The organism is Clostridium sp. AF27-2AA (assembly GCF_003478505.1).
Lineage (GTDB): Bacteria > Bacillota > Clostridia > Lachnospirales > Lachnospiraceae > Brotaphodocola.
The window spans coordinates 23,111-46,468 of the sequence record NZ_QUFI01000018.1 but is presented as its reverse complement, the minus strand read 5'-3'; the positions used below and the strand labels follow the sequence as shown (position 1 = coordinate 46,468).

At 51.2% G+C, this 23,358-nt stretch carries 18 protein-coding genes; 17 read left to right on the top strand and 1 reads right to left on the bottom strand.

All coding sequences use genetic code 11. The annotated features are described in order from the left end of the window. Positions 1–60 precede the first annotated feature (60 nt). The 13 genes from DWY84_RS11095 to DWY84_RS11035 all read left to right on the top strand — a co-directional run bounded on the left by DWY84_RS11095 (position 61) and on the right by DWY84_RS11035 (position 18,391). A complete protein-coding gene (locus tag DWY84_RS11095; protein WP_118533268.1) occupies positions 61–513 on the top strand; it encodes an NUDIX hydrolase in 453 nt (150 codons plus the stop codon). Positions 514–623: 110 nt separating this feature from the next. Next, the gene (locus DWY84_RS11090; protein WP_118533266.1) at positions 624–1,997 is read left to right on the top strand and encodes an FAD-dependent protein; all 1,374 of its coding nucleotides are present in this window, start codon (positions 624–626) and stop codon (positions 1,995–1,997) included. A gap of 122 nt (positions 1,998–2,119) precedes the next feature. After that, a complete protein-coding gene (locus tag DWY84_RS11085; RefSeq protein WP_118533264.1) occupies positions 2,120–3,862 on the top strand; it encodes an ABC-ATPase domain-containing protein in 1,743 nt (580 codons plus the stop codon). A gap of 97 nt (positions 3,863–3,959) precedes the next feature. Beyond that, the gene (locus tag DWY84_RS11080) at positions 3,960–5,486 is read left to right on the top strand and encodes a hypothetical protein (protein ID WP_118533262.1); all 1,527 of its coding nucleotides are present in this window, start codon (positions 3,960–3,962) and stop codon (positions 5,484–5,486) included. A 22-nt stretch (positions 5,487–5,508) separates the two neighbouring features. Next, positions 5,509–7,095, top strand: coding sequence for a carboxypeptidase M32 (locus DWY84_RS11075; protein WP_118533260.1), 1,587 nt, complete (start codon positions 5,509–5,511; stop codon positions 7,093–7,095). 76 nt (positions 7,096–7,171) lie between these two features. After that, positions 7,172–8,941 carry a S8 family peptidase gene (locus tag DWY84_RS11070; RefSeq protein WP_118533258.1) on the top strand — a complete coding sequence of 590 codons (1,770 nt, stop codon included), beginning with the start codon at positions 7,172–7,174 and terminating at the stop codon, positions 8,939–8,941. Between the two features lie 104 nt (positions 8,942–9,045). After that, entirely contained in the window at positions 9,046–10,404 is a 1,359-nt protein-coding gene (locus tag DWY84_RS11065) for an MATE family efflux transporter (protein ID WP_118533256.1), read from the top strand. Between the two features lie 9 nt (positions 10,405–10,413). After that, entirely contained in the window at positions 10,414–13,575 is a 3,162-nt protein-coding gene (locus DWY84_RS11060; RefSeq protein WP_118533254.1) for an ATP-binding protein, read from the top strand. A 15-nt stretch (positions 13,576–13,590) separates the two neighbouring features. Then, a complete protein-coding gene (locus DWY84_RS11055) occupies positions 13,591–13,908 on the top strand; it encodes a helix-turn-helix transcriptional regulator (protein WP_118533252.1) in 318 nt (105 codons plus the stop codon). Between the two features lie 103 nt (positions 13,909–14,011). Continuing rightward, positions 14,012–14,632 carry a hypothetical protein gene (locus DWY84_RS11050; RefSeq protein ID WP_118533250.1) on the top strand — a complete coding sequence of 207 codons (621 nt, stop codon included), beginning with the start codon at positions 14,012–14,014 and terminating at the stop codon, positions 14,630–14,632. Positions 14,633–14,890: 258 nt separating this feature from the next. Beyond that, complete coding sequence (locus DWY84_RS11045) at positions 14,891–15,265, top strand: GntR family transcriptional regulator (protein ID WP_118533248.1); 375 nt, start codon at positions 14,891–14,893, stop codon at positions 15,263–15,265. Continuing rightward, positions 15,262–16,161 (top strand): ABC transporter ATP-binding protein, encoded by a 900-nt coding sequence (locus tag DWY84_RS11040; protein WP_118533246.1) that lies wholly within the window; start codon positions 15,262–15,264, stop codon positions 16,159–16,161. Before DWY84_RS11045 ends, DWY84_RS11040 begins: the two co-directional genes overlap by 4 nt. After that, positions 16,136–18,391 carry a DUF6449 domain-containing protein gene (locus DWY84_RS11035; RefSeq protein ID WP_118533244.1) on the top strand — a complete coding sequence of 752 codons (2,256 nt, stop codon included), beginning with the start codon at positions 16,136–16,138 and terminating at the stop codon, positions 18,389–18,391. Before DWY84_RS11040 ends, DWY84_RS11035 begins: the two co-directional genes overlap by 26 nt. Positions 18,392–18,480: 89 nt before the next feature. Here DWY84_RS11035 and DWY84_RS11030 read toward each other — a convergent pair whose 3' ends face one another. Then, positions 18,481–18,912: an Rrf2 family transcriptional regulator gene (locus tag DWY84_RS11030; protein WP_118533242.1), complete on the bottom strand. Its 432-nt coding sequence runs from the start codon at positions 18,910–18,912 to the stop codon at positions 18,481–18,483. Between the two features lie 170 nt (positions 18,913–19,082). On the opposite strand from DWY84_RS11030, the gene DWY84_RS11025 reads away from it, so the two are divergent. The 4 genes from DWY84_RS11025 (at position 19,083) to DWY84_RS11010 (ending at position 23,334) form a co-directional block, all read left to right on the top strand. Next, positions 19,083–21,029 carry an NAD(+) synthase gene (locus DWY84_RS11025; RefSeq protein ID WP_118533240.1) on the top strand — a complete coding sequence of 649 codons (1,947 nt, stop codon included), beginning with the start codon at positions 19,083–19,085 and terminating at the stop codon, positions 21,027–21,029. Between the two features lie 92 nt (positions 21,030–21,121). Continuing rightward, positions 21,122–21,922 carry an RNA methyltransferase gene (locus tag DWY84_RS11020; protein WP_118533238.1) on the top strand — a complete coding sequence of 267 codons (801 nt, stop codon included), beginning with the start codon at positions 21,122–21,124 and terminating at the stop codon, positions 21,920–21,922. A 12-nt stretch (positions 21,923–21,934) separates the two neighbouring features. Further along, on the top strand, positions 21,935–22,399 hold the full coding sequence (locus DWY84_RS11015) for an NfeD family protein (RefSeq protein WP_118533236.1): 465 nt from the start codon (positions 21,935–21,937) through the stop codon (positions 22,397–22,399). Further along, a complete protein-coding gene (locus tag DWY84_RS11010; RefSeq protein WP_118533234.1) occupies positions 22,399–23,334 on the top strand; it encodes an SPFH domain-containing protein in 936 nt (311 codons plus the stop codon). The genes DWY84_RS11015 and DWY84_RS11010 overlap by 1 nt, the downstream gene beginning before the upstream one ends. Positions 23,335–23,358: the final 24 nt, after the last annotated feature.

The following is a 23,358-nucleotide window of genomic DNA, read 5'->3' as shown; positions in this document are numbered from 1 at the left end:
ACCAGTCTGTGTGACACACCAAAGCTGTGCTTATTGCACGGTACAACAGGAGGAATTGCAATGATAGAAGCAACGAGCTGTGGAGGTGTGGTTATATTTCGCGGCAAGATCCTGGTCCTTTATAAGAATTACAAGAACAAGTACGAGGGCTGGGTCCTTCCAAAGGGAACTGTAGAAGCAGGGGAGGAGTATAAAGAAACGGCTCTTCGGGAAGTAAAAGAAGAGACCGGCGTGAGCGCTTCCATTATCAAATATATCGGGAAGAGCTCCTATTCCTTCAATACGCCGCAGGATATGGTGGAAAAAGACGTACACTGGTATCTGATGATGGCGGACAGCTATTACAGTAAACCACAACGGGAAGAGCATTTTGTGGATTCCGGTTATTACAAGTTTTATGAGGCTTACCACCTTCTGAAGTTCTCAAATGAGAAGCAGATTCTGGAAAAGGCCTACAACGAGTACCGGGATTTAAAAAAAGCGAACCTCTGGGGCAGCAAGAAGTATTTTTAAGATTTTGCAGAGCAACTGAAACAGTATGTAAGAACAGGGAATCCAGTGGATTCTCTGTTTTTATGCCCGGCATTAAAAACGGGAATAAAAAAAGAAGGAGTTTTGTGTGCATGAAATATGATGTGATTATTGTGGGCGCAGGCCCGGGGGGAATTTACTCTGCGTATGAGCTGACAAAGAAGTGCGGAGGCAAAAAAATTGCGGTTTTTGATTCCGGCTACACCTTAAAGAAGCGTCACTGCCCGATTGACGGTGACAAGATCAAAGCCTGCGTCAAATGTAAATCCTGCTCTATTATGAGCGGATTCGGCGGAGCGGGCGCGTTCTCCGATGGTAAATACAACATTACCAACGATTTTGGCGGTACTCTGTATGAGTACATCGGCAAAAAAGCAGCGACTGAGCTTATGGAATATGTGGACGAGATCAATATGGCCCACGGGGGCGAGGACACCAAAATGTACTCTACCGCAGGAACCAGCTTAAAGAAGGTCTGCATCCAGAACCGTTTAAAGCTGTTGGATGCATCTGTGCGCCATCTGGGAACCGACATCAATCTGGTTGTATTAGGCCAGCTTTACGATGAGTTAAAGGATCAGGTGGATTTCTACTTTGAATCCCCGGTTACCCATATTGAGAGCCTTGAGGACGGAATCTACCGGGTATGGGTGGGTGAGACCTCCTATGACTGTAAGAAATGTATTGTTTCCGTAGGAAGAAGCGGAAGCAAATGGATGGAGCATATCTGTAAGGAGCTTGAGATCCCGACCAAGTCCAACCGTGTGGATCTGGGCGTTCGCGTGGAACTTCCAGCGGTACTGTTCTCCCATCTGACGGATGAGCTTTACGAGAGCAAGATCGTATACCGTACTGAGAAGTTTGAGGATAACGTGCGTACCTTCTGCATGAACCCGCGCGGCATCGTGGTAAATGAAAACACCAACGGCATCGTGACTGTAAATGGCCACAGCTACGAGGATCCGGCCAAGCAGACCGAGTGCACCAACTTCGCGCTGCTGGTATCCAAGCACTTCTCCGAGCCGTTTAAGGACAGCAACGGCTACGGTGAGAGCATCGCCCGTCTTTCCAACATGCTGGGCGGCGGTGTCATCGTACAGCGTTTCGGTGACCTGGTGCGCGGAAGACGAAGCACCCAGAAACGTATCGAGGAAAACATGTTCATGCCGACCCTTTCCGCAACTCCGGGCGACTTAAGCCTGGTGCTGCCAAAGCGTATTCTGGACGGCATCATTGAGATGATCTACGCCCTGGATAAGATCGCGCCTGGTACTGCCAATGACGATACCCTGCTGTACGGCGTGGAGGTCAAATTCTACAACATGGAAGTAGATGTGGATGAGAACCTGGAGAGCCGCCACAAAGGCCTTTACATCATCGGTGATGGCAGTGGCGTGACCCATTCCCTGTCCCACGCATCCGCAAGTGGTGTGTATGTAGCGAGAAAGATCGCGGAAACATTATAAAGAATCGGAAAATGTCTGCCGGACGTTTGTACAGTGGAAAATGCCGGTTGTTTGTATGTCATGCAAACAGCAGGAATAATCCGTTGTCAGGCGTCCGGCAAACGCATGTGAGGAGATATGCCATGAAATCATCGAATGAACTGCGCACGATGCTGCGCTCCATTGACCATAAAAGCTATCCGGCTTACAAATCCCTGTCCGGGGCATACCAGTTTGGGAATTACGCGCTGGTGATCGACCATGTACAAGGAGACCCCTTTGCGTCCCCGTCTTCTGTTCATCTGGAAATCCCGTGGAAACTGTCCGGATTTTCTGAAGAAATGCGGGATCAGGAATGCAAACGCATTGCGCTGCAGGATCACCTGACAAGATTATTTTCTGCCCAGACGGAGCGGTTCAGTTTTCAGGCAAAGGGCTCAGGCAAGAGCGGCCTGATTTCCATCAGCCGGTGCGGCCAGGAGGTCTTAGAGCGCAGCGCCTGTGAGATCAGCCGTGACACCATTACCGTGCGTTTCCACGTCGGTTTTCCGGCTTTTGGAAGAACCATTGACGCAGGCGGACTGGAGAAGATTCTCTTTGATTTTCTGCCGAAAGCAGCGGAAAAAAGTTTTTTCGCAAAAAATCTGGATCGGAAAGCGCTGCAGGCGGCGGTATGGCTGGCAGAAGACCAGACAAAGCTGCGCCGCCAGATGAAAGAGAAGAATGTGGTAGCTTTTGTGGCAAACGGTTCCATTCTGCCGAGAAAAAGCGGCGTTTCCGACCAGCCGATGAAAGACAGCATTCCCTTTGTTTCTCCGAAGAGTATGGAGCAGAGCTTTATCCTGCCTCATCACGGAGAGATTCACGGCATGGCAGTACCGGCAGGCATTACGCTGATCGTGGGGGGCGGCTATCATGGAAAATCCACGCTGCTTTCCGCTCTGCAGATGGGCGTGTATGACCATATCGCGGGGGATGGACGGGAATTTGTCCTGGCGGATGAGACCGCGGTGAAGCTTCGGGCAGAGGAGGGGCGATCTATTCGCAACACTGACATTTCCCTGTTTATCAATGACCTGCCCAACGGCAAGGACACGAAAAACTTTTCCACGCCGGATGCCAGCGGAAGCACCTCCCAGGCTGCAGGCGTGTTGGAAGGCATTGAGGCGGGAAGCAGGCTGTTTTTGATTGATGAAGATACCTCCGCCACTAACTTTATGGTGCGGGATGATTTCATGCAGCAGGTCATCAGCCGGGAGAAAGAGCCGATCACGCCATTTCTGGAGCGGGGCCGGGATCTGTATGAAAAGGCTGGTGTATCTACGATTCTGGTAGCGGGAAGCTCCGGCGCGTTCTTCTACATCGCGGACCACATCATTCAGATGGACTGCTATAAGCCGGTGGAGATCACGGAGCAGGTGAAAGCGCTGTGCAAAGAACATCAGGCGCCGAGAGTCCAGGCACCGGGATTTGCGGTTCCGGCGTTTGCGGAGACGTATGCGGCGGGAAGAACGGCAGGTACGAATGACCGGAACGGCAGGTCGGATCGCAGCAGAGGAGGCCGTGGTGGTGATCGTGCCCAGGAGCGCAGCAAAGTGAAAACCTTCGGCCGTGATTCCTTCTCCATTGACCGGGAGACGGTAGATCTGCGCTATGTGGAACAGCTGGCGGATTCCGAGCAGACCTCTGCCCTGGCCTATCTGACCTGTTACGCCCTGGAACAGCTGACAGACGGGCGAAAAAATCTGCGGCAGATTGCGGCGGAACTGCGAAAGCGGATTGAGACAAAAGGCTGGGACGGCCTGACCGGTTCCTATGTGCCATGCGGTCTGGCGAAGCCGAGAATTCAGGAAATATTTGCGGCGCTGAACCGGTACAGAGGCTAAGAAGATTGCGTGTAATTTGCAGGCCGGAATTTCCGGTGCTGAAAATTCCGTGTGGCAGCATTTAGTGTAGCCGATTTTGACTGCGAATCAGAAACATATGAAAAAATCAGAATTAACGAAATTAAAAGAAATACGGAAGAAAATAAAAACGACATATCTGGATAAAATAAAATCCGAACAGTTTCGGAAAGACAGTGTGGTTCTTCCACTGCTGGCAGGTCTCGCCCTGGTGGTGATACTGGCTGCGGCCATTGCCGGAATACGAAGCATTTCTGCAGATCCCGGGGCTGGACAGATGGAGTCAAGGGCGGCGTCCGTCAGTGACAGTTCCGGCGAGGAGACTACGGCGGAGCAGGAAAGCGCAGAAACGGATGCGGACCCGGAGAAACGGACTGGTTTTTATACAGAGGATGGCGTGCTCTACTATTATACAGAGGATGGATCCTTGTATCTTGGCTGGCTTTTACAGGATGATGACTGGTACTATTTTACGGAGCAGGGTGCCGTCATCGGTTACCAGACTATTGAGGAATATGGCCGGGTAGACGAGTGTTACTTCGAGGAAAATGGCCGCCTGGTGATGGATGCGGAGACGCCGGACGGAAGAATGGCAGACAGTGACGGTTATCTGCTGGATCCGAATGAGGAGGCAGCCATACTGGAAGCCTGGTCTGAGTTTGAAATGGAGGCAGGAAAGGCGGTTACGCCCGGCGCTTTAAGCGGAATCCACATTTCCGGGGAACCGGCGGAGTTCTATATGCTTTCCATTGCAGGGGAATCCTCCGGCGGCCAGATCATCGCAGGAGACAGAGGCCGGGCCTATGGCCTGTGCCAGTTTGATTACCGTTACGACCTGGTAGATTTCATGCGGTGGGCTTATGAGCGGCATCCATCTCTCTGGCAGGAGTTCGCGGAATACACGGAAAAAAATGCCAGAGATGTATCCCTGGTGGAAAACGCGGGTATCGTGCAGGCCTTTGTCAGTGCCAGGGAACGGGATTACGAGGCGGCCATCAGCGATGAGCTGGAGTTTATGCGCATGACCTACTGGGATAATTTTGCGGCGAAGCTGAACGCGGCAGGATACCGGCTTTCGGAGCGGCACATTGCCGTGAGCGCAGCCTTCTTTTCCGTCAATGTAAACTGCAGCAGCCAGGCAAGCGTATTTCTGGAGCATCTGTCACCGGAAATGACGGATGCTGAGATGATCTGCGAGATTTACAAGATCCGAAACACGATTCTGGCGGAACAGAACGTGGGAAGGGTGAAAAAGGGAACGACGCTCCGCTATCAGATGGCGGAGCCGAGAATGGCTCTCGATCTGCTTCACGGCTATACCACCATTGATTCGGTAAAGAATTATGGCGGCGGTGTGCAGTGGAACGGCGATCTGTTTGTCAACGCGGTGCTGACCAGCGCCGTGCAGGGCATGAGCATGGAATGGGAGGAAGCGCTGCTTGCGACACCGGCAGACGCGGAAACGGAGAATGGGCAGTCTGAACCAGAAACAGGTGGCCAGGAAGAAACGTCCGACACGAATGGTCAGAAAGAAACATCCGGCGCAGACGCAGAAAAAACATCTGGCACAGATGGCAGGAATGCTGACATGGAGAATGAGGAATAATAAGGCGGTCAGGAGGAAACTTATGAATACAGAAAAGAAACATTCCGAGTATGAAGAACTGATGCAGTATCTCGAGGAGGCCCAGGCCTATGAAACGGCACTGATTCTCTTTGAGTGGGACGAGGAGACGCTGGCACCGGAGGAGGCGGGAAGCCGCACCGCCCGGATACAGGGTGTGCTGTCCTCATCTTACCAGCGCATTATGATGAGTGAGCGGGTGAAGGAGCTTGTAGACAAGTGCCTGCAGGAACTGACTGGAAAAGAGGGCAGTGCGCAGGATGAGGCAGATGGCTCAGAAAAGATTACACTGGAGACCCCGGATATGGAACTTACAGAAGATGGCATCCGTTATGCGATTCTGAAATCCGCGAAGCGCACCATCGAGGAGATCTCCTGCATTCCGCCGGAGGAGTACCGGGCGTATCAGGAACTGATCTCGAAATCCACCCGTATCTGGACAAAGGCGCGCAAAGAAAATGATTTTGCTTCTTTCGCTCTGGTCTTAAAAGAGATCATTGATTACCAGAAAAAGTTTGCGTCCTACCGCCAGAAGGAAGGTCAGAAGCTCTACGATGTGATGCTGGATTCCTTTGAACCGGGTTTTACCATGAAGAAACTGGATGAGTTTTTTGACATGTTAAAAGAGCACATCGTTCCGCTGTTAAAGCAGGTGATGGAAAGTCCGGTCCGCATTCAGGATGATTTTCTGGACGGGGACTATTCTGAGGAGAAGCAGCGGGAACTGGCAGAGTATCTGGCAAAATATGTGGGTTTTGATTTTTCAAAAGGAGTTCTGGCAGTCAGTGCCCATCCGTTTACCACAAATTTGCATAACCGGGATGTGCGCATCACCACCCACTATAAATCCAGAGTGGATTCTTCAGCATTTTCTGTGATTCATGAGAGTGGACATGCTATTTACGAATTTGGCATTGATGACCGGTTAAGCCAGACGCCGGCTGGTCAGGGAACCTCCATGGGCATGCATGAGTCCCAGTCCCGGTTCTTTGAGAACATCATCGGCCGCAGCGAGGCCTTCTGGATCCCGGTATACGGAAAGCTGAAAGAGCTGTTCCCGGAGCAGTTAAAGGGTGTGGGACGAGAAATGTTTGTCCGTGCCATCAACAAAGTCCAGCCGGGCCTGATCCGCACGGAGGCCGATGAGCTGACCTACAGCCTTCATGTGCTGGTGCGCTATGAACTGGAGAAAATGCTGATCGAGGAAGATCTGGATGTCAGCGAACTTCCGAAACTCTGGGCTGACAAATATGAGGAATACCTGGGAATCCGCCCGGAAACTGACGCGCAGGGCGTGCTTCAGGACATCCACTGGGCCCAGGGGTCCTTCGGCTACTTCCCGTCCTACGCGTTAGGCAGTGCCTTTGGCGCGCAGATGCTGGCCCGGATGAAGCAGGAGATGAATTTTGACCGTCTGCTGGAGGAAGGAAAGCTGGATGTGATCCGGGAGTATTTGAGAAAGCATGTACACCGCTACGGAAAGATGAAGGACAGCCGGGAAATTTTAAAGGATATGACCGGGGAGGATTTTGATCCGAAATATTATGTGGAATATCTGGAGAAGAAGTACAGGAAGCTGTATGCAGTATAAAAATCAGGGAACAGCGGACGAGTAAGAGCGTATAAAGTATATTGAGATATCAATGGAAACAGGAGCAGGTAGATCGATGTCTGTGAACCAGAAACTGGAAAATCTCTTAAACCTTTCCCTGGACACTACTGCGGAGGAACGGAGCCGTTCCGCGGAGCTGGAGACCGGCTATAACCCGGAAGAACAAACCTGGGAGCTGATCGTAAAATACTCCGGGAGCCTGGATGCGGCACGGGAGCTTGGCGCTGCAGTGGAGGAGATGCGTAACGAGTATGCGATCCTGACCGTGAAAGAAAGCCTGATCCCGTACATCAGCGCACTTCCGCAAATTGAATACATTGAAAAACCAAAGAGGCTGTTCTTTGCCGTTGACCAGGCAAAGACAGCCTCTTGTGTGAATCTGCTGCAAGAGGCACCGCCATATTTGAGCGGAAAAGGAGTGCTTGTGGCCGTTGTCGATTCCGGGATTGATTATTTTCATGAGGCATTCCGGAAGGAAGATGGCACAACCCGGATTCTGGAGCTCTGGGACCAGACGCAGAATCGGGTCTATACGGAGAGGGAGATCAACCGCGCACTGGAGGAGGGCAGCCGGGAGGCAGCCCGGAACATTGTGCCATCCGTGGATCTGAGTGGGCATGGAACAGCTGTGGCGGGAATTGCGGCAGGAGACAGCAGAGGGGCCGCAGCTGGACAGACTGCTGATGGCGGCGGACGGAGCACAGCTTTTTCAGGCAGCGCCGCATCTGGCATGTACCGCGGCATCGCCTGCGAGAGTGAACTGTTGGTGGTGAAGCTTGGCACCGCCCGCCCGGGGGGCTTTCCGAGGACCACAGAGCTCATGAGGGCAGTCAATTATGCAGTTTCCTTTGCGGCAGAGCGTTTTCTCCCTCTGGTCATCAACATCAGCTTTGGCAACACCTACGGTTCCCACGACGGGACCAGTCTGCTGGAAACCTTTCTGGATGATATTGGAAACTATGGAAGAACAACGATTCTGGCAGGGACCGGAAATGAGGGAGCATCAAGCGGTCATACCTCCGGGACGCTGCAGATGCGAAGAACGGAGAAAGTGGAGTTCACAGTATCTCCCTATGAAAGCAGCTTCAGCATCCAGCTCTGGAAATCTTACACTGATCAGTTTACGGTTAGTCTTCAGGCACCATCTGGGGAGAGATTCGGGCCGTTTTCAGAAAAGCTTGGCCCGGCCAGGTTCCGTTACCGAAAAACACAGATCCTCTTGTATTACGGGCAACCGGGTCCCTACAGCACAGCCCAGGAGCTGTACTTTGAGTTTATTCCGGATGAGGGCAGCTATGTGGAGGAAGGAATCTGGAGCTTTTATTTAAGTCCGGTCAGTCTGGTAAGCGGCCGGTACGATTTCTGGCTTCCGTCAGCCGGAATTTTGAATACGTCGACCCGTTTTCTGCGGCCGACGCCGGATACCACCCTGACGATTCCATCGACGGCCTCTAAGGTGATTACCGTAGGAGCCTATAACAGCAGGTATTATTCCTATGCGGATTTTTCCGGCCGGGGATTTACCCGCCTGACGAACCAGATAAAGCCGGATCTTGCCGCGCCAGGCGTAAATATCATGGCTCCGGCAGCAAACGGCGGATACCAGTCTGTTACCGGAACCTCTTTCGCAACACCGGTGGCTTCCGGAGCAGCAGCGCTTCTCATGCAGTGGGGAATTGTAAACGGAAATGATCCGTTTTTGTATGGGGAGAAGGTAAAAGCATATCTGAGAAGAGGAGCAAAGAAACTTCCGGGGATCTCGGAGTATCCGAATCCGATGGTGGGGTATGGGGCACTGTGCGTGCGGGATAGTCTGCCGGAGTAAACGAAAGCGGCCGTGATTTTACCGGATACCAGCGCGGATACTTTTCACGAAGCCCGGACCATGATATACTCTAAATCAGGAATAAAGAAAAGGACGAAAGAGATATGAAACAACTTGATTTTGAACATGGTACAGTGACCGGAAACATCCTTGGAGCTGCGGTTCCAATGCTGGTGGCGCAGATTTTAAATCTGCTCTACAACATTGTGGACCGCATTTATATTGCACGTATCCCCAAAGTGGGAACAGCAGCGCTGGGAGCGGTGGGACTCTGCTTTCCACTGATCGTGATCATCACGGCGTTTTCGAACCTGTACGGAAGCGGCGGCGCACCGTTATTTTCCATTCACAGGGGGAAAAAGGAGACACAGACAGCAAATGACATCATGAATACGTCATTTTCCATGCTCTGCCTGACAGGAGTGATCCTGATGGTAGTTGGCATGCTGCTGATCCGGCCGATCCTGATATTATTCGGGGCGTCAGAGGGAGCACTGGCATATGCCTGCCCGTATATGATGCTTTATCTGATCGGTACGCTGCCATCTATGATCGCGGTGGGTATGAATCCATTTATCAATGCCCAGGGCTATTCCCTGACCGGCATGCTTTCCGTAGCGATCGGTGCGGCGGCCAACCTGGTTCTGGATCCGCTGTTTATCTTTGTTCTGGGCTTTGGTGTGCGCGGAGCAGCAATCGCAACGGTTATTTCCCAGTTTTTGTCAGCGGCCTTTGTACTGCATTTTCTTTCCGGAAAAGCGGAGCTGAAGGTACGCTTCCTGCGCAGGACGGAACTTGCAGGATCCGTCAGCTACGCGAAAGAGATCGTCAGTCTCGGTACGGCGGGTTTTATCATGCAGCTGACCAACAGTCTGGTGACGATCTGCTGCAACCATGTGCTTTCTGCTACAGGCGGTGATATTTATATTTCAGTCATGACTATTGTATCCAGTGTGCGCCAGCTGGTGGAAACTCCGATTTCAGCGATCAATGACGGATCTTCTCCGATTTTAAGCTACAACTATGGAGCGCGCCGTCCGGCCCGGGTGCGGAAAGCGGGTGTGGTGATGGGACTTCTGATCCTAGGCTATACAGCGGTAATGTGGAGCGTTATCATTCTGGCACCTGGTGCGCTGATCCGGGTGTTCAGTTCTGATGCCCTTCTGCTGCAGGATGCGGTTCCGGCCCTGAAACAATATTTTGCGGCATTTATTTTCATGGATCTGCAGTATATGGGACAGACCACGTTTAAATCACTGAACAAAAAGGCCTATGCGATCTTTTTCTCATTGCTTCGAAAGGTGTTTATTGTGGTTCCGCTGACTTATTTCATGCCATATGCGCTGCATATGGGAACTGCTGGTGTATTTCTGGCAGAACCGGTCTCAAATGTGATCGGCGGCAGCCTGTGCTTTATCACCATGCTCTGCACGGTATTGCCTGAATTAAAACGAATGGAGTAGACAAAAACTATGAAAAAGAACGCTGCAAAAAAACTGACTTATGTAAGCCGTGCGTGCATGACGGTTCTGACTACAGTGCTGATCGTATTATTTTTCTGTATCATGTCTCTGGTGGGGAAAATTCAGGGGACAGCAAGGGTGGTAAACTACGCCGGTCTGGTGCGCGGCACGACGCAGCGCATGGTCAAGCTGGAAAACATGCAAAGTCCGCAGGATGAGATGCTTGAGGAGGTGGAGTCGATCATAATCGGACTGCGCTATGGAAGTGATGATCTAAACCTGGTCCGTCTGGATGATTCCGCATTCCAGGATAAGATGCAGGAGCTGGAGGATTATTTTGAAACCCTGAAAGTGGAAATACAGCTTGTTCGGGAAAATGGCTATGAAAACACGCAGATCATTGAAAAGAGTGAGCAGTTCTTCCGGATCTGTGATGAGGCTACCGGACTTGCGGAGGCCTATTCCCAGAGAAAGGCAACGGCACTGAATCAGCTTGAGCAGGTGGTCTTCGCGGATATCGCAGGACTTCTGATCCTGATTGCCATGGAAATATTTAAGGCATTGCGCTATGCGGCCCAGAACCGCATTCTGCAGAAAAAGGTTTATCTGGATGAGGCCACGGGGCTTCCGAATAAAAATAAGTGTGAGGAAATTCTGGACAATGATACATTCCTGGAAGATGGGGAAACGGTTGCAGTCTGTGTGTTTGATTTAAACAATCTGCGTATCATCAACAATAATCTCGGCCATGAGAAGGGAGACGAATATATCCGTTCCTTTGCGGTGCAGCTGCGCGGGGCTATGCCGTCGGAGCATTTTGTGGGACGCGACGGAGGGGATGAGTTTCTGGCCGTGATCCGCGGACTGGAGCGGGAGGCGGTGGAAGCCTGCCTTTCCCAGGTACGGAGCCAGACAGCGGAGTATTCTGCCGATCATCCGGAGATGCCCATCAGCTATGCGGCTGGTTATGCGATTTCATCGGATTTTGAATCCTGCAGCATGCGGGATCTGTTCCGGCAGGCCGATAAGAATATGTATGTCGATAAGAACCGCGCCAAGATGCTGGAAGCGGCGGAAAAGCAGAATGAAAATATCCGGCTGCTGGATACAGTCAAACAGCAGGGCTATTCGTTTTCGGACTGCCTGTACTGCGATGCATTGCTCGACCAGTACCGGGTGCTGCGTGCGGATTCCGAGTTTTTTCTGGCGGAGGAAGGCAGCTACACCGGTGCAGTGGAGCAGATTGTGCAGGAACTGGCCCGGGGAGTGGAACGCGGACCATTGCGCCAGAAGCTGCAGCCGGAGGCGCTGAACCAGGTGCTGACCAGCACGCGGGCAAAGCTGGAATTCCCGTATCAGTGTACGGACGGCGAAAGGGTGCGCAGAGGCCGCATGACGTTGCTTTTTTTAAACAATACGGAAGATGGACGGCTGCATCATTTTATCTTTGGTTTTGAGCCGTTCCATGACAAAAATCAGGTGTCAGCCAATGAGAAGGTCCAGCTGACCCGGTATTATGAGCAGATGAAGCAGTCCATTCTGGAAAATGGAAATTATGTGGATGCTCTGATGGATGAGGCTGAGGCGGTCTACACGGTGGACTTAACACATGACCGTCTGGAAAAAATCTTTTTTCCGTCTGGCAGCAGTAGATTCAGGATTTCGCAGCAGGCACCCTGCTCTTATAACGAATATTGTGCATCCAGAATGGAGCGGATCACAGAGGATACCATGGAGAATTACTGCATTGTGGATTCTTCGGAAAAACTTCTGGAGCGTTTCCGCAATGGCGCTAAGCAGGTTACGGTGGAGTATCAGGAAAACGGATCGAATGGGGAACCGGAGTGGCTGCAGAAGACAGTGCTGATGTCACAGGATACGCTGTACGATGAAAAAGTGGGACGGGAGATGACCGTGGTGCACGGAATTATCCTCTTTAAGAATACGTCTGTTTTCCATGAGAAGGAGCAGAAAGAGAAGGAGCGCCTGAAGGTGGCCTACGAGGAGGCAGACCTGGTAAGTAAAGCGAAAACGGAGTTCTTAAACCGTATGAGCCATGATATCAAGACACCGATCAATGGTGTGATGGGTATGCTGGAGATCATCCGACGGAACATGGATGACCGGGAACGGGTCGAGGAATGTCTTGGAAAGATCCAGCTGTCCACCAGACATCTGCTGGCGCTGGTCAATGATGTTCTGGACATGGGGCGCATTGAGACAAAGCAGGAAAAAGGAATGATGGAAGCCTTTGATCTGGAGCATCTGATGACCGAGACTTCCTCTCTGGTGGAAGCCCAGCTGGAGGAAACCGGAATCCGGCATTACCGACACAGAGAAGGAATTCGGCATACAGCTCTGATCGGAAACCCTCTGCATCTGCGCCAGATCATGGTCAATCTTCTGAGCAATGCAATCAAATACAATAAGCCGGGCGGCAGGATTGATACCTATGTAAAAGAGCTTTCCTGCGATGGAAAGCAGGCTTTTTATGAGTTTTGGATTACGGACACCGGTATTGGCATGCAGAAAGAATTTGTAAAAAATAAGCTGTTTCAGCCCTTTACACAGGAACAGGCAGATGCGAGGACACAGTATAAGGGAAGCGGTCTTGGCATGTCGATTGTCAAGGGCCTGATCGAAAGTATGAACGGTTCTATTCAGGTGGAAAGCGTGCCGGGAGAGGGAACGACCTTCACATTTCAGCTTCCTTTTCTTCTCGATGATACGACTTGCAGCAATCGGAAGAGGGAGAAGACGGAAGAGACTGATGCAGCCGGAATGAAGATCCTGGTGGTGGAGGACAACGAAATTAATATGGAAATTGCCGAATTTTATCTGACGGAAGCAGGGGCGAAAACGGAAAAAGCATGGAATGGAGCCGAGGCAGTTCAGAAATTTGCGGAATCCGAAACAGGAAGTTTTGATGTGATTCTGATGGATGTTATGATGCCGGTCATGGACGGACTGGAGGCAACTAGAAGAATCCGTGCGCTGGAGCATCCGGATGCAGGGACAGTCACGATTCTTGCTATGACAGCCCAGTCTTCTGCCGACAGCATTCACCAGTGTGAGCAGGCTGGAATGAACGGCTATATCGCAAAGCCGGTGGAGGCAGCAGAGCTGCTTCGGATCCTGGCAGAAAATGTACCAAAAGGGTATAAAAGGTAAGGAAGGTGAACTGATATGGAGAGACGGGAAGGTTACCCGAATCTGGATCTGAAGCAGAGCGGAAATCTTCTGCGCTATCAGATCCGAAAGTCTGGTTATAGTGTGCAGGACATTCAGAACTATCTGGTGCTTTCCTGCCCGCAGCCGGTTTACCGTTGGTTTCAGGGGAAAACGCTTCCATCTGTGGATCATCTGTATGCCTTAAGCCGCCTGCTGGGCGTGCACATGGAAGAACTTCTGGCCGGACCTCAGGAAAGTCCGCTTTACCGGGAAGCTTTTGGAGAGAAGCGGTATCTGTTTTCTTATCTGAGACAGTTAAGCCGGGCGTCGTGAATGGATGTGCAGTTTCGATTGGACTATTTGTCCAATGACGAATTCGAACGTTTGTTTTATCCTCTTGTCATAACCGAAAAGGAAATGACAGGAGGATTTTTTTATGGAAAAAGGACGAATGATTTATGTGGATGAAAGTGGAAAGAAGCTTGTTACACGGATGTTGATTTGCGATATGCGTCCAGTGCGGAGCGGATGTGGTATGCACATTGTAAATACGTTCCGTTATGGAGGATTGCGGTCGGCGGAGGAATTTCTCTGTTTTGCGGGGCGGTTTGCCAGGCTGTATGAGGAGAGGAAAGTGGAGATTGAGGAGGAACTGGTGCGGGAGGTTCTGTTGGGAGCAGCCACATTCTGGCTGGAGCCGGAAAGCTACTGCTATGTGATCTGCGGGGATACCATGACCATTTACTGCGGCCTAGAACCGGCGGAGACGGTTTACCGCCGGGCGGATGCCTTTGAGCCTCCGGTGGATGAATGTGAATTTGTCACCATCATGGAGACCTTAAAGAGCGGGGAGGGAATCTCTGCGCCTGCGCAGGATCTCATTGTTCATCTGCTGGGGCTTCTGATGCGGGACTGGGGCGGTGAGATTTCCTACTACGTGTATGATCTGGATTTTGGCCGGAAGTTTGAGCCGGGGCTGCTCTCAGACCGGGACGGATATGTGGATCTAAGCTGTGATCAGGCCCTCTACCGGGATCTGGCGCGCACAGGATTCTGAATGAAAGCGTTATATCCCGTAGGTAGGAATTTTCTGAACTGAAAATTCCGTATGATACAGTGGTGGCAGCAGATTTTGCCGATTTGGAATGCGTAGCATCGGCAAAATCCGGTTGCTGTTTGCACAACGTGTAAACAACAACCGAAAATCTTAAACATGGGAAATTTTGTGAGATATGGTTGCATTTCCGGAAGAGACATGATATAAGTGTATTAAGAAAATTAATACACTTATACAGAAAGGAGGCGTAGCTGGGAAATGATTCATCTGGACTATAAAGACAGCCGACCGATTTATGAACAGGTGGCAGACCGTTTAAAGGAGCTGATGATCCTCGGTGTTCTGGAAGAGGACGGCCAGATGCCTTCTGTCCGATCTCTGGCAACGGAATTGTCCATCAACCCCAACACCATACAGCGGGCTTATGCGGAACTGGAACGGAATGGATTTATCTATTCGGTCAAGGGACGGGGAAGCTTTGTGGGAAGCATCAGCAGACTCCGGGAACAGAAATGCCGAGAGCTCGAAGAGAAGGTAGCAGGTCTTGCGGTGGAGGCAAAAAGTCTTGGTATGGACAAAACAGCATTCGTCCGCATGGCGGAGGAACAGTTTGGAGGAGAGAAAACAGTATGATAGAGGCAACCAATCTCACAAAAAAATTTGACGATATCCTTGCGGTGGATCATATCAATGCGCAGATCCGGGAAGGCAGCGTCTTTGGTCTCATTGGAACCAACGGAGCCGGAAAGAGTACGTTTTTGCGGATGGCGGCAGGTGTCCTGAAGCCGGACGAGGGAAGCATCACGATAGACGGAATGGATGTATATGAAAATGAGGCGGCAAAACGGAAATTTTTCTATATTTCCGACGACCAGTATTTCTTCGGCAATGCGACACCGGAGGATATGATGAACTATTACCGTATTGTTTATCCGGAGTTTGACGAAAAACGCTTTGACTCTCTGTTAAAGAGCTTCGGACTTCAGAAAAACCGCAAGATCAACACCTTTTCCAAGGGCATGAAAAAGCAGGTTTCCATCCTGTGCGGTATCTGCGCGGGGACAGAGTATCTGTTCTGCGATGAGACCTTTGATGGCCTGGACCCGGTTATGCGCCAGGCGGTCAAGAGCATTTTTGCGAATGACATGGAAGAACGGAAGCTGACCCCCATCATTGCATCCCACAATCTGCGGGAGCTGGAAGACATCTGCGATCATGTCGGTCTTCTGCACAAGGGTGGTATTCTCTTAAGCCGTGACCTGGATGAGATGAAGATGAATCTCCACAAGGTTCAGTGCGTATTAAAAGAGGGCATGCAGCCGGAGCATATTACCGGTCTTGACATTTTGAAGACGGAGCGGCGCGGAAAGCTTCTGACCCTTACGGTACGAGGCAGTTTAAATCAGGTGGAATTTGTTATGCAGCAGGCGGATCCGGTATTTTATGAAACCATTCCGCTGTCCTTAGAGGAGATTTTTATCAGTGAAACGGAGGTAGTCGGTTATGACGTCAAAAAACTTATTTTTTAAGCTGATGCGGGAGGACTGGAAAAACCGCCTCTGGGCGCCGGCCCTCATTGCTCTGGCAAGCTTTTTCGCTTATCCGGTTTTTCTGGCTTTTATGGCAGGAAAGGCTGACCGGGACTGGAATACAGCTGCGGAAGCCTTCCACTGGTTCTCGGAACAGTCCATAAGATGGATCTCTTTTGAAAACGGAGTGGCAGTTTTCTTTGTAGTGGTGGTTTCTCTGGTCTGCGGACTCAGCAGCTTCTACTATTTAACCTCCGGAAAACGTGTGGATTTTTATCATAGCATACCGGTACGGCGGGAGATCCTCTTCCTGGTCCACTATGCAGACGGCATCCTGATGCCGGCCATTCCGTACGCATTTGCTCTTGTTGCTTCCGTGATCGTGTGCGCGGCAAACGGTGTGAGCACGGATGCTCTGTGCGCAACAGCTGTAAGTGCCTATATACTGCACATGATCTACTACATCCTTTGCTACACAACCGTGGTGATCGCGTCCCTGATGACCGGTCATCTTGTGATCGGCTTTTTTGGCAGCATGGTGCTGATGTTTTATATGCCGATCGCAGCCAGCCTGTTTGAATCCTTTTTTGAGAGCTTTTTTCTGTCCTATTATTATCCGGGTGACGATTCTGTGTTTGAAAATCTGATCCGGATTTCCCCGGTCATGGAGTATGTTCATACGGTATCGCTCTACGCAGATCAGAAGCCGGTGGTTATGGTGGCGGCGGCAGCGCTGATCGTGTCGCTGCTCCTGATAGCGGCAGCAGTCTTCCTTTACAAAAAGCGCCCGTCGGAGGCGGCAGGAAAGGCTATGGCCTTTGCAGTGAGCCAGCCGGTCATCCGAGTGCTCATCACGGTGGTGGCAGGTCTTGGCATAGGGGATTTTTTCTGGTCCCTGCAGCGCTCCAACGGCTGGATGGTTTTTGGTGTAGTCTGCGGAAGCGTGATCTCGCACTGTGTGATCGAAAGCATTTATCATTTCGACTTTAGAAAACTGTTTTCCCATAAGGAGCAGCTTGCCTTCAGTACCATTGCGGCACTGGCAATTCTGTTTTCCTTCCGGTTCGATGTATTCGGATATGACACCTACCTTCCGTCCGCAGACAAAGTAGCGTATGCATCTGTGGATATCGGCAGACTGAATGACTGGGTTTCCTATGGAAAGGTAGTGGACGATCAGGAAATACACGGACAGCGGGTGCTTTACAGCTATGAGTTCACGCCATCGGAAATCTACATGGCGCAGCATATGAAAAGCACCGATGTAGATACCATTCTGAATTTTGCGGCAGCCGGTATTGAGGAGAACCGTCTCTGCAGGAACGAGTGGGATCAGCGTGGGACAGGGGAAAACGCAGTGGCCTATGAAACGGCTGAGGTAACGGCAGCTCCGGTAGAAACATCAGACGAGAGCGAAAATGTGCGTTACACCACGGCAACCGTTACCTATACCTTAAAGAGCGGACGCAAGGTTATCCGCAATTACAGCATCAACATGACAAAGAACTACGAGCTGATCAAGAAGCTCTTTCAGGATGAGGAATACCAGAAAGCAGCATATCCGCTTCTTGCGGCAGATGCAGATACCTTTGTCAGCGTGCGTTACCGCCAGAGCCGTTCCAAAGGAGACCAGAGCCTGAAAAATCTGACAGCCCAGGAGCGGAACGAAGTGCTTTCTGTATACCGGCAGGAATTTTCTGCCATGAGCCTGGAGCAGATGGAGGAGGAGACGCCTGTAGGGCTGATCCGCTTTACCACAGAGACCGATGAAAAGGCGATTGCATGGTGGAATAACGCGGAGCTTGACACGCTGAGCAGCTGGAATTACTACTACGGCGCAGATGTGCGGGATCAGGATTTTTATCCGGTGTATCTGTCCTTTACCAAGACCATCCGTTTGCTTGGGCAGTATGGTGTTTCTGTGAAAGATGAAGCACTTTCAGATAAGATCGTTTCGGTGACCGTGAGCGGTTATGCGCCAAATTCAGATTCATACCAGACGGTTACGTTTACGGATCCGGAAGAGATCAAAGCCCTTGGCGATATCACACGCAATGAGCGGATGCTCTACTATGATCTCATGTATGAGGAGGATGATCTGACGGTAGAAGTAACGGTATCGGGTAAAACAGGAAAAGCAGAACAGGAAGATGATATGGAAAATACATACAGCAGCTTTTTCAAAAAAGGAGAGGTTCCTCAGATCGTAAAAGACAGGATGGGATTCTGATAAAAATAAAAACAGGATATGCGCGGAAAGGAAGGATTTCCGTGTATATCCTGTTTAAAGTTATGCATAATTATGCATAAACATGAAGCCTACATGAGGTTTGCGTCCGGCATGTTTTTCTGCTCCTCGATCAGATCGGCCAGGGTAGTGTTGTCTACTACGTTGTCGATGGCTTCCTTCAGCCGCTCCCAGACAGTAAGGGTGGTGCAGCGTCCGGCGTGTTCACAATGGTTGATGTCTTCATCCAGGCAGGAGACCGGAGCAAGGCTTCCTTCAGCAGCGCGCAGGATCATGCCGACGGTATATTCCTCCGGCTTTCTGGTAAGCATATAGCCGCCCTGGGCTCCGCGGATACTCCGGACATAGCCGGCTTTGTGAAGAAGTGAAACGATCTGTTCCAGATATTTATCGGAAATGCCCTGGCGCGCGGCCACCTGGCTGATCTTGGTACACTGGTCCGGATTCAGGCCAAACTCGATCATCATGCGCAGTGCATAGCGTCCCTTGGTTGATACTCTCATGGTTATCCCTCCTCACAGGACATTGTACAGGAAAAAGTCATGAATGTAAATGGAAACGGCTTTTTCTCATGCTTTATTTTTGATGCAGGATATGATATACTATCTGCAATAGTATGCACTGATTCAGTATGAAATCTGATATGTGCACATTCCGTCAGGAGGAAACTGATATGAGAGACGGCTTTATCCGCACAGCGGCAGCTACACCTAAGATCAAGGTTGCAGACCCGGTTCATAACCGAGAGACCATCTGCCGGATCATAGAAGAATATGAAAAGAAAGGCGCAGAGCTTCTGGTCTTCCCGGAGCTGTGCCTTTCCGGATATACCTGTAACGATCTGTTCCAGCAGGAGATCCTGCTAGAACAGGTAAAAGAAGAATTAAAGAATCTTGTGGATTTCACAAAGGGACGGAAAATGCTTTTGTTTGCCGGACTTCCCTGGGAGCATGAGGGAAAGCTTTACAATGTGGCAGCAGCCATCTGTGATGGAGAACTCCTTGGCCTGGTGACAAAGACCAATATGCCGAACTATTCAGAGTTTTATGAACTGCGGCATTTTACACCTGGTATGGAGATACCGGTCCTGACAGACTGGCTGGACACCCGGGTCCCTATGGGAACCAACCTGCTGTTTACCTGTAAGGAGAATCCGAAGCTTACGGTGGCAGCTGAGATCTGTGAGGATGTGTGGGTACCGTGCCCGCCAAGCATCCGCCATGCGCTTGCCGGCGCCACAGTTATTGTGAACTGTTCCGCCAGTGATGAGGTGGTCGGAAAAGATTCCTACCGCCGGGAGCTGATCTGCGGCCAGTCTGCGCGCCTCATCTGCGGTTATGTGTATGCCAACGCCGGGGAGGGTGAGTCTACCCAGGATCTGGTATTTGGCGGCCACAATATCATTGCGGAGAACGGAACTCGCCTGGCAGAGTCCGGACGGTTTGTTCCGGAGACAGTTATGGCCGATATGGATCTGGAGCGCCTGAACGCGGAGCGCCGCCGTACCACCACGTATCCGGCGGCAGACCGCAGCGGCTACCAGACCATCCGGTTTTCCCTGGCGCCTTCGGACGATTCTTCACAGAAGGAGGCAGGCACAGAGAACGGAAAGCTGCTCCGCTATATCGACAACCGTCCCTTCGTTCCACATAACGAGCTGGAGCGAAGCCGCCGCTGCGAGGAAATCTTCACCATTCAGGCCATGGGCTTAAAGAAGCGCCTGGAACACACCGGCTGCAGTCATGTGGTCCTCGGTATTTCCGGCGGACTGGATTCCACCCTGGCCCTTCTGGTTGCGGCAAGAGCTTTTGATATGTTAAATATTCCGCGCAGTCAGATTCATGCTATCACCATGCCGTGCTTTGGCACCACTGACCGCACCTATCAGAATGCCTGTCAGATGACGAGAAAGCTTGGGGCATCCTTAAAGGAGATCGATATCAAGGCGTCGGTGACCCGTCATTTTGAGGATATCGGCCACGACATTTCTGTCCATGATGTGACCTACGAAAACGGACAGGCCAGAGAGCGTACCCAGATCCTGATGGATATCGCCAACCAGGTGGGCGGCATGGTGATCGGAACCGGTGACATGTCGGAGCTGGCTCTTGGCTGGGCTACCTACAATGGCGATCACATGTCCATGTACGGCGTGAATGTTTCCGTTCCGAAGACACTGGTACGTCATCTGGTGCGCTACTACGCAGATGCGTGCGGTGAAGAAGAATTAAAGGCAGTTCTTCTGGATGTACTGGATACCCCGGTGAGTCCGGAACTGCTTCCGCCGGAGAACGGCGTCATCTCCCAGAAGACAGAGGATCTGGTGGGACCCTATGAGCTTCATGATTTCTTCCTTTATTATGTGCTTCGCTTTGGCTTTAAGCCTTCCAGAATTTACCGGATGGCACTACAGGCATTTGAGGGAGAATATGACAGAGAGACCATCTTAAAATGGCTGAATGTATTTTACCGTCGTTTCTTTGCCCAGCAGTTCAAGCGTTCCTGCCTGCCGGATGGTCCGAAGGTCGGTTCCGTGGCCGTATCTCCGAGAGGAGATCTGCGTATGCCGAGTGACGCGGCAAGAAGAATCTGGATGGAGGATTTAGAGAAAATCCAGTAGCATTACAGAACATGGCGAAAATCAAAATCAGCCATCATAATCCGGCAAATTGCCATGAAAGGTCATAACGCCGGAAAAGGAGAAAACAAAACGTGATCAGCAGTACAACCAATAAACAGGTGAAGTTTGTGAATGCCCTGGTGAAGAAAGCGAAGACCAGGCGGGAGGAAGAACTGTTCGTGGCAGAGGGACTCCGCATGTGTTCGGAAATTCCAAAAGACCGCATTCACACCTTATATATATCAGAAGCTTTTAGCAAAACGAAGGAGTGCAAGGTACTCCGGGAGGGCGTAAAGCACATCGAACTGGTGACAGATGAGGTATTTAAAAGTCTGTCCGATACCCAGTCACCTCAGGGAATCCTGGCGCTTGTAAAACAGTATCATTATACGCTGGATGAGGTGGCAGAGGCGAATCAGAAGACTGGAAAACCGGCGCTTCTCATGGTGCTCGAAACCATTCAGGATCCAGGAAACCTGGGCACCATCCTGCGTGCGGGAGAGGGAGCCGGTGTGACCGGAGTCGTGATGGACGCCAACACTGCGGACATCTACAATCCCAAAGTCATTCGTTCCACTATGGGTTCTGTGCTCCGCATGCCCTTTGTCTATGCAGAGGATCTGCATGAAACACTGGAAACACTGAAGCAGAAAAAGGTCCGCCTGTTCGCGGCCCACTTAAAGGGAAAGAACGCCTATGACCTGGAGGATTACACCGGGGATACAGCGTTTCTTATCGGCAATGAGGCCAACGGACTGACCGATGAGACTGCGGCTATGGCGGATACTTATGTCCGCATTCCCATGGAGGGCCGCGTGGAATCCTTAAATGCCGCTGTGGCGGCCTCCGTCCTCATGTTTGAGGCAGCAAGACAGCGCAGAAATCAAAAGTAAGGGGGAGTTGTTATGGCAGCAATTTACTGGCTCATTGCCTTTGTGATACTGGTGGGCATTGAGATCATGACCACAGCCCTGACCACCATCTGGTTCGCGGGAGGCGCGGCGCTTGCCTTTGTGGCAGCCCTCTTTGGCGCGCCGGTTCCGGTCCAGCTGCTGGTATTTGTGGTGATTTCCTTCATGTTACTGTTCCTGACCCGTCCGCTGGCGGTCCGGTATATTAACACTTCTACGGTTAAGACGAATGTAGACAGCCTGATCGGCAAAGATGCCCGGGTAACCGCCGAAGTCAACAATGCGAAAGAAACCGGAACGGTTTCTGTTCAGGGGCAGGAGTGGACCGCACGCTCAGAAAAAGAGGATGCGGTTTATCCGGAGGGAACCAGAGTCTGGATCCGCGAGATCCAGGGAGTTAAACTGATTGTGAGTGATGAAAAGGCAGTTGGCCTTTCACAAGAAAAGGAGGAAGTATAATGGGTTTTCTGTTTATTTTTCCGTTACTGATCGTAATCTTAGCAGTGCTGGCATCCTGCATCCGTATCGTACCCCAGGCACAGGCTCTGGTAGTGGAGCGCCTGGGTGCTTACCTGGATACCTGGTCTGTTGGCGTGCATTTCCTGGTTCCCTTTGTGGACCGTGTAGCAAAGAAGGTCAGCTTAAAAGAACAGGTTGTGGACTTTGATCCGCAGCCGGTTATCACCAAAGATAACGTTACCATGCGGATTGACACCGTTGTATTCTTCCAGATCACAGATCCGAAGCTTTACGCCTACGGTGTGGTAAATCCGATCATGGCCATCGAGAACCTGACGGCCACCACCTTAAGAAACATCATCGGTGACCTGGAGTTAGACCAGACCTTAACCTCCCGTGAGACCATCAACACCAAGATGCGCGCATCCCTGGATGTGGCAACGGACCCGTGGGGAATCAAGGTAAACCGTGTAGAATTAAAGAACATCATCCCGCCGGCAGCCATTCAGGATGCCATGGAGAAGCAGATGAAGGCAGAGCGTGAGCGCCGTGAAGCCATTCTTCGGGCGGAAGGTGAGAAGAAATCCACGATCCTGGTTGCGGAAGGTAAAAAGGAATCCGCGATCCTGGACGCAGAGGCAGACAAACAGGCAGCCATCCTTCATGCAGAGGCAGAGAAGGAACGCCGGATCCGCGAGGCGGAAGGTGAGGCTGAGGCAATCTTAAAGGTACAGCAGGCAAAGGCAGATGGTATCCGCTTCTTAAAGGAGGCCGGCGCAGACGCAGCTGTGCTTCAGCTTAAGAGTCTGGAGGCATTTGCGGCAGCAGCAGACGGCAAAGCTACCAAGATCATCATCCCATCCGATATCCAGGGCATGGCAGGTCTGGTTACTTCCGTGGCTGAGATCGCAAAAAAAGAAGATGGAAGGCAATAAAAATTTTTATACAGAGGAGAGACC

Bases quoted from the DNA above. Each gene is read 5' to 3' on its own strand.
- DWY84_RS11095 (WP_118533268.1), top strand. From the start codon at position 61: ATGATAGAAGCAACGAGCTGTGGAGGTGTGGTTATATTTCGCGGCAAG.
- DWY84_RS11090 (WP_118533266.1), top strand. From the start codon at position 624: ATGAAATATGATGTGATTATTGTGGGCGCAGGCCCGGGGGGAATTTAC.
- DWY84_RS11085 (WP_118533264.1), top strand. From the start codon at position 2,120: ATGAAATCATCGAATGAACTGCGCACGATGCTGCGCTCCATTGACCAT.
- DWY84_RS11080 (WP_118533262.1), top strand. From the start codon at position 3,960: ATGAAAAAATCAGAATTAACGAAATTAAAAGAAATACGGAAGAAAATA.
- DWY84_RS11075 (WP_118533260.1), top strand. From the start codon at position 5,509: ATGAATACAGAAAAGAAACATTCCGAGTATGAAGAACTGATGCAGTAT.
- DWY84_RS11070 (WP_118533258.1), top strand. From the start codon at position 7,172: ATGTCTGTGAACCAGAAACTGGAAAATCTCTTAAACCTTTCCCTGGAC.
- DWY84_RS11065 (WP_118533256.1), top strand. From the start codon at position 9,046: ATGAAACAACTTGATTTTGAACATGGTACAGTGACCGGAAACATCCTT.
- DWY84_RS11060 (WP_118533254.1), top strand. From the start codon at position 10,414: ATGAAAAAGAACGCTGCAAAAAAACTGACTTATGTAAGCCGTGCGTGC.
- DWY84_RS11055 (WP_118533252.1), top strand. From the start codon at position 13,591: ATGGAGAGACGGGAAGGTTACCCGAATCTGGATCTGAAGCAGAGCGGA.
- DWY84_RS11050 (WP_118533250.1), top strand. From the start codon at position 14,012: ATGGAAAAAGGACGAATGATTTATGTGGATGAAAGTGGAAAGAAGCTT.
- DWY84_RS11045 (WP_118533248.1), top strand. From the start codon at position 14,891: ATGATTCATCTGGACTATAAAGACAGCCGACCGATTTATGAACAGGTG.
- DWY84_RS11040 (WP_118533246.1), top strand. From the start codon at position 15,262: ATGATAGAGGCAACCAATCTCACAAAAAAATTTGACGATATCCTTGCG.
- DWY84_RS11035 (WP_118533244.1), top strand. From the start codon at position 16,136: ATGACGTCAAAAAACTTATTTTTTAAGCTGATGCGGGAGGACTGGAAA.
- DWY84_RS11030 (WP_118533242.1), bottom strand. From the start codon at position 18,912: ATGAGAGTATCAACCAAGGGACGCTATGCACTGCGCATGATGATCGAG.
- DWY84_RS11025 (WP_118533240.1), top strand. From the start codon at position 19,083: ATGAGAGACGGCTTTATCCGCACAGCGGCAGCTACACCTAAGATCAAG.
- DWY84_RS11015 (WP_118533236.1), top strand. From the start codon at position 21,935: ATGGCAGCAATTTACTGGCTCATTGCCTTTGTGATACTGGTGGGCATT.
- DWY84_RS11010 (WP_118533234.1), top strand. From the start codon at position 22,399: ATGGGTTTTCTGTTTATTTTTCCGTTACTGATCGTAATCTTAGCAGTG.